General features: G+C 38.1%; 8 protein-coding genes. 6 read left to right on the top strand and 2 right to left on the bottom strand.

What is annotated here, in order from left to right; genetic code table 11:
- The first annotated feature begins 207 nt into the window (after positions 1-207).
- Together trpB and V7150_RS15480 are read left to right on the top strand one after the other, a co-directional pair.
- Complete coding sequence (gene trpB / locus V7150_RS15475) at positions 208-1,374, top strand: tryptophan synthase subunit beta (RefSeq protein WP_335519985.1); 1,167 nt, start codon at positions 208-210, stop codon at positions 1,372-1,374.
- Between the two features lie 310 nt (positions 1,375-1,684).
- Positions 1,685-2,305, top strand: a complete 621-nt coding sequence (locus V7150_RS15480; protein WP_335519988.1) for a YitT family protein — start codon at positions 1,685-1,687, stop codon at positions 2,303-2,305.
- A gap of 51 nt (positions 2,306-2,356) precedes the next feature.
- Here the strand turns inward: V7150_RS15480 and V7150_RS15485 are convergent, their stop codons facing one another.
- A complete protein-coding gene (locus V7150_RS15485; RefSeq protein WP_335519991.1) occupies positions 2,357-3,136 on the bottom strand; it encodes an alpha/beta fold hydrolase in 780 nt (259 codons plus the stop codon).
- A 379-nt stretch (positions 3,137-3,515) separates the two neighbouring features.
- Between V7150_RS15485 and V7150_RS15490 the strand changes: the two genes are divergently transcribed.
- From V7150_RS15490 to V7150_RS15505, 4 genes are all read left to right on the top strand, one after another.
- Positions 3,516-4,553: a fatty acid desaturase gene (locus V7150_RS15490; protein ID WP_335519994.1), complete on the top strand. Its 1,038-nt coding sequence runs from the start codon at positions 3,516-3,518 to the stop codon at positions 4,551-4,553.
- A 43-nt stretch (positions 4,554-4,596) separates the two neighbouring features.
- A complete protein-coding gene (locus tag V7150_RS15495; protein ID WP_335519997.1) occupies positions 4,597-5,733 on the top strand; it encodes a sensor histidine kinase in 1,137 nt (378 codons plus the stop codon).
- Positions 5,730-6,329: a response regulator transcription factor gene (locus tag V7150_RS15500; protein ID WP_283922382.1), complete on the top strand. Its 600-nt coding sequence runs from the start codon at positions 5,730-5,732 to the stop codon at positions 6,327-6,329. The genes V7150_RS15495 and V7150_RS15500 overlap by 4 nt, the downstream gene beginning before the upstream one ends.
- Before the next feature lie 160 nt (positions 6,330-6,489).
- On the top strand, positions 6,490-7,710 hold the full coding sequence (locus V7150_RS15505) for a multidrug effflux MFS transporter (protein ID WP_335520159.1): 1,221 nt from the start codon (positions 6,490-6,492) through the stop codon (positions 7,708-7,710).
- A 26-nt stretch (positions 7,711-7,736) separates the two neighbouring features.
- On the opposite strand, the gene V7150_RS15510 is transcribed toward V7150_RS15505, so the two are convergent.
- Positions 7,737-8,582, bottom strand: coding sequence for an alpha/beta fold hydrolase (locus V7150_RS15510; protein ID WP_335520001.1), 846 nt, complete (start codon positions 8,580-8,582; stop codon positions 7,737-7,739).
- Positions 8,583-8,803 lie beyond the last annotated feature (221 nt).

Below are 8,803 nucleotides of genomic sequence, written 5' to 3' on the forward strand. Positions count from 1 at the left end.
TGATAACAGGAATCAATTTCCAAAATAGGTAGTAAATATTAATTTGTCGTGAGGCACATAATTTTTTGTGCCTCATTTTTGAGCTTAAGAAAGTTATTTAAAGTTGGCAGAAGGCGAATAGTGTGATAGTATAATTTGTGGAATATTCAGTTAATTCGGTTTTGCTGACTGAACCTAAATAGTAGCATAGAAGGAGACGAGTCTAGTATGAGAAAAGTGAGTGTAGAGAGTAAAGGTTATTTTGGAGAGTTTGGCGGCAGTTTTATTCCTGAGGACTTGCAGATTGTGATGAATAAGCTGGAGGAACAGTTTTTTAAGTATAAAGATGACCCGGAATTCATTGAAGAACTAAACTACTATCTTAAGGAATATATCGGTAGAGAAAACCCGTTAACGTTTGCTGAAAACTTAACGAAGCAAATTGACGGGGCCAAAATTTATCTGAAAAGAGAGGATTTAAACCATACCGGTGCGCACAAAATTAATAATGCGATTGGGCAAATTTTATTAGCCAAAAGAATGGGAACGAAGCGGATCATTGCGGAAACGGGAGCTGGTCAGCATGGTGTCGCCACAGCGACAGCATGTGCCATGTTTGGAATGGAATGTATTATATACATGGGTAAACTAGACACCGAGCGCCAAGCACTTAACGTTTTTCGAATGGAATTATTAGGCGCAAAAGTTGTTCCTGTTGAAAAAGGGCAGGGGCGCCTAAAGGATGCTGTTGATGAAGCATTAGGCGACCTGGTACAAAATTATAAAGATACTTTTTATTTATTAGGTTCTGCTGTAGGGCCGCACCCATATCCTACAATGGTCAAACATTTCCAGTCGATTATTAGTGAAGAATCGAAGCGTCAGATCATTGAAAAAGAAGGAAAACTACCAATTGCCGTGATTGCCTGTGCAGGAGGAGGCAGTAATGCGATTGGGGCATTTGCCCATTATATTGATGAACCAAATGTTCGCTTAATTGGAGTTGAACCAGCAGAGGCACCAACCTTAACTGAAGGGGTTCCAGCTGTAATCCATGGTTTTAAATGTTTAACATTGCTGGATGAAAAAGGCGAGCCGAAGCCAACATATTCCATCGCTGCAGGGTTGGATTATCCAGGTGTGGGGCCAGAACACAGTTATTTGAAAGCCAGCGGAAGAGCCGAATATGTGACAATCACTGGACAAGAGGCGTTGGCGGCATTTCAAATGCTTAGTAAAACAGAAGGTATTATTCCGGCATTGGAAAGTTCCCATGCAATTGCCTATGCAATTAAGCTGGCAAAGGAATTGCCTGCTGACGATGTGCTGATTGTAAACCTTTCGGGCCGCGGTGATAAAGATGTCGAGCAAGTTTTTAATATGCTAAAAAAATAATAGAGACAGTGAAGGGCGAGCGATTAAACGACACGCCCTTCTTATATTTAATCTGCATTTGAATCAAAAAAAATTAGATGGCAGGTAATCCGAAGATTTAGCTTTCAGCGGCCGACAGGGTTTCACGTTCGAATACCTTTGGAACAACAAGCAGTGAGGAGATCTAACTAACCTACCGCTCGTGACAAAAATGTATTTGTTACTAGCGGTTTTTTTATATTTCAATTGGTGCTGAAGTGAATTTTTTATGAGATAACGGAATATATTTAACCATACTTAGTGACTGGATTTTGAATAAAAGGGGAGTCATATGTATTGGACAAGGGTTAGATTTTACAGTAACTTTACCAGAGCAGTAGATATGTCTTTTATTAAGCGGAGTTGCTTTATTTTTTGCGGAGCATTGCTAGTCGCTATTTCCTTACAATTATTTTTGGTGAAAAATTATGTGATTGACGGTGGGATCATTGGAATTAGTATTATACTCTCACATATCACACATCAGGAAGTAGGTTTGTTTTTATTACTATTGAATACACCTTTTTTCATTCTTGCTTATTCTTACCTTGGAAGAAGGTTTCTCATGCTTAGCCTTTTTGCAATCCTTGTTCTGTCAATGGGAACGTTTCTGCTTGAACCGATTCCAGTCATAACCAATAACCCGATTTTAGTAATAATCCTTGGGGGATTCTGTTTAGGTTTAGGTGTTGGGATCACGATTCGGTTTGGAGCCTGTTTGGATGGGACCGAAGTGTTGGCCATCTTGTTTAGTAAACGGTCCCCTTTTTCTATTGGACAATATGTTCTATTATTTAATTTATTCATTTTCGGGTGTTCGATTTTCATATTTGGTTTATACGAAGCAATCTACTCATTAGCAACCTTTTTCGTAGCGTATAAGACTATTGATTTTTCTATACAGGTTCACTGAATATTTGTATATAAATGTGTAGTCAATGAGGAGGATGGAGGGCCCTCCTCTTTAGGATGCCATTTTGTGCTTATTTAAAAAGCTGCGGAGTACTTTGTTAAAAGCATCTTTAGCCTCGAGCTTAGCAATGTGGCCGGTATTCCTGAAGATGACAAACTCCGAATGGGGAATTTTTTTATGCATTAATAATTGAACCCAAACAGGGATAACAGAATCATATTGTCCGCCAATTATTAAGGTAGGAACATTAATTTTAGGAAGTAGACGTAGATTATTTACTTTAAGGCAGTCCTCCATTGCCTTGAAATAGAATTCACTATTCGGCTTGTAAAACTGATAAAAGTTTTCGAAATTTTCTTTTGTCCAAGAGTAAAGGCAAACCTTGGCCGCTGTTTCTCTTAGAACATCAGGGGATTTATTTTCGGAATATGCCTTGCGAGATTTTAAAAACAACTTCCCTAGTTGTTTTGGAGCATAATGTAAAGTGCTGACAAGCATTAATGATCGGCAAATTTCGGGAGCTTGGCGATAAATTTCTTGCACCACCATTCCACCCATCGACAAGCCGCAAATGTGTGCGCTATTAATCCCCAGTCCTTTTAATAGAGAAATGACGTCGTGGGCAAAGTTTTTAATTGAGATCTCACCAGGTGATTGATACTCACCATGTCCACGTAAATCAGGAATAATCAAATCAAACTGATCAGCAAATTCAAACTGATTTGCCCAGCCCTCTTTTACTTCTCCAAGACCATGAATAAAAACTAATGGGTCACCCATGCCAAATCGCAAATAAGGAATACCGGAGCAAACGGTAAAAAATTCTCCCAATTTTGATTCCTCCTTTTGTTTTTATAAACTATGTTGCAAATATGTGAATGGTTTAATCATTTAATAATTTCTAACTAAACTATAATATAGGAGCACCAAGATATTTATTCCCTAATATATGTAAGTTACATAAACAATTTAAGCCAACGGAAGGGGATTCACCTGGAATAAAAATTTTTATATAAAAAAAATTCAAGTTGCTTATTCTAAACATTCTTATAAAAAACTTAAGGATAAAGGATTCTGTTAGTACCTGGTATTAATTTTTGATACTAAACATGACATTTATCATGGTTTGGACATGACAACCATTACTTTTTTGTAATGATTTCTTTCTCTATACTTTGAGATAACAAAGAAGAGGAAGGGAAATCAAACTATGACAAACGAAAAACAAAAAGTTTTGCGTAAGCAAGTTGCTCCATATGAAAAGTCAAATACAAAAGCCAGTGTATGGCAGGTTATTAATACAATCGTACCTTTTATTATTTTATGGTTTCTTGCCTACAAAAGTCTGTCAATTTCATATTTTCTTACCTTGGCGATTGCAGTAGTTGCCGCAGGATTTATGGTGCGTACATTTATCATTTTCCATGATTGCTGTCACCATTCCTTCTTTAAAAATCGGAAAGCAAATAAGATCCTCGGAACCATAACTGGAATTTTAACGGTATTTCCATATAGTCAATGGGCACACGATCATTCCGTCCATCACGCGACAAGCAGTAACCTCGATAAGCGCGGGACAGGAGATATTTGGATGCTTACGGTTGATGAATATTCTTCTGCATCATTTTGGGCTCGTTTAGGGTATCGCTTGTATCGTAATCCATTTGTTATGTTTATTCTAGGTCCTATTTATGTATTCGTTATCAAAAATCGCTTTAACAGAAAAGGCGCGAGGCTTAAGGAACGCCTCAATACCTATTTAACCAATGTTTCATTAATTTCATTGACAGGTTTACTTTGCTGGTCAATTGGCTGGGAATCATTCCTGTTGGTAGAGGGTCCAATCTTCTTAATCGCAGGCTCTGCTGGGATTTGGCTCTTTTATGTGCAGCATACTTTTGAAGATTCTTATTTTGAAGAAGATAAGGATTGGGAATATGTGAAGGCAGCGGTAGAAGGAAGTTCATACTATAAACTGCCGAAAGTTCTGCAATGGATGACTGGTAATATTGGCTATCATCATGTTCACCATTTAAGCCCAAGAGTTCCAAATTATAAGCTTGAGGAGGCCCATGATAATACACCTCCATTGCAAAATGTACCGACTATTACATTAGGTACAAGCTTGAGTTCATTGAAATTCCATCTCTGGGATGAGGAAAGCAAAAAGTTTGTTCGGTTTAAAGATGTAAGAATTTTAGCTAAAATAGAGAATTTAATTGGAAAAAATGAAGGCACAGTGAGGTAAAATAGAAGAGTATCGTAGTTCATTCGAAAAAGAGGTTTCGTTCATGATTAAAAGGTATTTTACATTCCAAAAAAATAATGGTATTGCACCATATATTTGGACAATTCTTTGCATACTACCTTTTTACTTTATCTTCCAATCGCCTTCCACTATTGAAATTGTTGTGGGGATATTACTTACCTTGGTGTTCTTTATCCTCTACCGGATTGCATTTATTTCAAAAGGGTGGCCGGTGTATCTATGGACATTGATCCTAATTGGAATCTCAATCACAGCATCCAGCCTTTTCAGTTATGTATATTTCGCCTTTTTCTTAGCCTATTTTATTGGAAATATTAAAGACCGTATTCCCTTTTTTACCTTGTATTTTATTCATTTAATCAGTACCTCTGTATCAATCAACTATAACATTGTCATGCATGAGAAATTATTTTTACAACAGCTGCCCTTTGTAATCATTATTTGGATCAGTGTCATCCTGCTTCCGTTTAGCATTCATAATCGGAACGAGCGGGGACAGCTAGAAGAAAAGCTGGAGGATGCAAACAAAAGGATTTCTGAGCTGGTCAAAATTGAGGAGCGGAATAGAATAGCTCGAGACCTTCATGATACACTTGGGCAAAAACTTTCATTGATTGGTTTGAAGTCAGATTTGGCGCGGAAATTGATTGTGAAGGATCCAGAGCAGGCGCGGCATGAATTAAAAGATGTTCAGCAAACAGCAAGGACAGCGTTAAGTGAAGTTAGAAAAATGGTCTCTTCGATGCGCGGTATTCGATTAAAGGATGAAGTTCTTCGGGTTAAACAAATGATTAAAGCGGCACAAATTAATTTTGTAAGTAAAGGTAACTTCACCTTGGCAAATGTTTCACTGTTAACTGAGAATATTTTAAGCATGTGTCTGAAAGAGGCTGTAAACAATGTAGTGAAACATAGTGATGCTAAAACTTGTTTCATTTCGATCGAGCAATCGTGGAAGGAAACAGTTTTGACGATTCGTGATGACGGTGTTTTTAAGGGTCAAACAGGTATCTTAGCAGAGGGTCATGGATTGATTGGCATGAAAGAACGGCTGGAATTTATTAATGGCAGTCTTGAACTCTTGACAAAAGATGGAACAACTTTAATGATAAGAGTACCTAATGATGTCAAACCCTTGGATGAGGAGGACGAAAAATGATTAGAATCGTTATTGCTGAAGACCAGCAAATGCTTTTAGGAGCCTTTGGTTCGCTGCTTAATTTAGAAGATGATATGGAAGTTGTCGGGAAGGCCTCAAATGGAGAAGAGGCCGTAGCACTAGTAAAGAAATTTCAGCCTGATATCTGCATTATGGATATTGAAATGCCCGGAAAAAGCGGCCTTGAGGCAGCCGAAGAGCTTAAAGGTCTTGGCTGTAAAGTAATCATTTTGACAACTTTCGCCCGAACAGGTTATTTTCAGCGTGCGGTAAAGGCTGGTGTGAGCGGGTATTTGTTGAAGGATAGTCCAAGTGAAGAGCTGGCGAGTTCCATTAGAAGCGTGATGGCTGGAAGACGAATTTATGCCCCGGAATTAATGGATGATGTGTACGGTGAAGAAAATCCGCTAACTGACCGGGAAAAAGAAGTTCTAGAGCTTGTTGCGGACGGAAAGAACACGAAAGAAATTGCCGAAGAGCTTAGCATCAAAACTGGGACAGTCCGGAACTACATTTCCATTATTTTAGACAAACTCGAAGTAAAAAATCGGATCGAAGCAATTACACAATCAAAAGAAAAGGGATGGTTTAAATAAGGAGGTTTTATANNTATAAAACCTCCTTATTTATTTTAGAAGTGCAAAACAGTTTTATTTTTCCGAAAAGTATAATATTATTTTTTATTAAGATGAAATGATGGTGATATCGGATATCGTCGGGCTGCTCATAAAAATTAGAAAGGAATTGATCCACTTAATGGGAGAACCTTTAAATACAGTTTTAAATAGTGAGGGAATCTCTCGCTCAAAAAGGCTATGGATGGCTGCTGTATTGGGTACGTTATCAGGGTTCGGGCCTTTATCCATTGATATGTATTTGCCGGCGCTTCCTGAACTGGCAGTAGATTTTCATGCAAGTCAGTCACTTGTTCAGCTAAGTTTAACCTTTTTCTTGCTTGGTTTATCTTCTGGACAGCTTTTGGCAGGACCGATAAGTGATATTCGCGGCCGCCGTTTGCCGCTCCTGATTGGATTGTTAACTTATTTTGTTGTTTCACTTTTGTGCATATTTAGTCCTTCTATTTGGACCTTAATTGGATTACGGTTCGTTCAGGGGTTAGCAGGTTCTGCTGGGATTGTCATTTCAAGGGCAGTCGTCCGCGATTTATATTCTGGACCAGAATTAACAAAATTCTTCGCGCTCCTTGCCTTAGTAAATGGGGTTGCCCCAATATTTGCACCAGTTGTGGGTGCTCAGCTGTTGAAAATAGTTCCTTGGCAAGGTGTGTTTTTTGTATTAAGTATTGTGGGGTTAGTTATGTTTTTTGTCGTCCTCTTCGGTTTACCAGAGACCCTTCAGGATGAAAGAAGATCAGCGGGAGGAATAAAAAATACATTTATTACCTTTCGAAACCTTGTTTTAGACCGCAGCTTCATCGGGTATGCCCTTGCACAAGGACTTGTTTTTGCCTCCATGTTTGCCTATATATCTGGTTCGCCATTCGTTGTGCAAAATATTTATGGCGGTTCCCCCCAGATGTTTAGTCTTATTTTTGCCATCAATGGGATCGGTATTATGATAGCCAGTCAAACGACAGGCAGATTGGCTGGAAGAGTAAGGGAGTCCATGCTTTTTGTCTTTGGTTTGGGTACATCCTTAATTGGTGGAATTGTGTTACTTGTTCTGCTGTATTTACATGCAGGCTTATTATTTATTTTGGTGCCATTATTTTTTGTGGTTTCGAGTGTTGGGGTAGTTAGTACATCGGGATTTTCGCTTGCAATGGAAAAGCAAGGAAAAAATGCAGGGAGTGCCTCAGCTCTCTTAGGGGTATTATCGCTTGCCATGGGTGCACTCGTAGCTCCGCTAGTTGGTATGGGAGGAGAAGACACTGCTATACCAATGGGGCTTGTTATTTTATGTGCTGGAGTTGGTGCGGTTATTTCTTACATTTGTCTTGTTCCAAGAAGAAAATAATTTTCAAACGGGAGCCGAATTCATTATTAATCGGCCGCCGTTTGAAGTTTTCCTAAAAAACTTTTGATATATTCATACACTTCGATTGGCCGTTCTTCTGGAAGAGCATGGCCAGTTTCTTTTAACACGATTAGTTCAGAGTTGGATAAATCTCTGTTCAGTTGCTCTCCTATTTTAAGTGGCATCGACTTATCATGATCACCCCAAATTAATAAGCACGGGGTTTTGATTTGTTTAAGAACTTCGACAGGAAGGTCTCCCTCGCGGTCACGAATCATTCTTGTAAGTGCCACGAAAATTTCATCTTCTAAAAAGGGCTGCAAATAACCATTAATCATTTCTTCATTAATAATGGAGTGATTGTAAAGTGCATCTTGGAGATTTTTCTTCACCCCTGTTCGAGCAAACCAATATTTTACGAATTTATGGAAATATGGAATATAGCTGGAAATGATTAATGGGAATTTAGAGCGTTTCAGATAGGCTGAGCTGCACAGAAGAATAGCTTTGTCGGCAAGCTCTGGCATCATGTGCAGAATATTAAGAACGATTTGTCCACCCATAGAATGTCCTATAAAGGTCATATTTTTTAAACCTAAAGATTCTGTCAGTTTGATAACGGTGTGGGCGAGGTTTTTATAGGAATACACATATTGATTGCATTTTGCACTTTTTCCGAATGGGGGAAGATCAACGGATAGTACTTGATACTCCTTTTTCAATAGTGAAATTAAATGGCGAAAGGTGAAGGTGGAAGAAAGAAAACCATGTAATAAAACAAAAGTTTTTTCTGAAGATTGATGTGGATAAAATTCATAATAAACATTAATGTTATTTATTGCCTGATAGCCGGTGTATACAGCCTGTTCCATACACTCTTCCTCCTAATCCTGTAAATTAATAGTTGAAATTAATATTCCCTAATTTTCAATCCATACACGAAAATATATATTGATGAGAGACCAATGGAAAAGAAGGTATTGATTTATTAATTTTTTGAAAATTAGTACAATAGACTGCAAATCTGATAATATAAAATTAAATTGTTATTTGGTGAAATGTCCACCGAAGGAGGACAAAATGAGCCAAAACC

The organism is Neobacillus drentensis (assembly GCF_036965245.1).
In the GTDB taxonomy this organism is placed as follows: domain Bacteria; phylum Bacillota; class Bacilli; order Bacillales; family Cytobacillaceae; genus Neobacillus; species Neobacillus drentensis_G.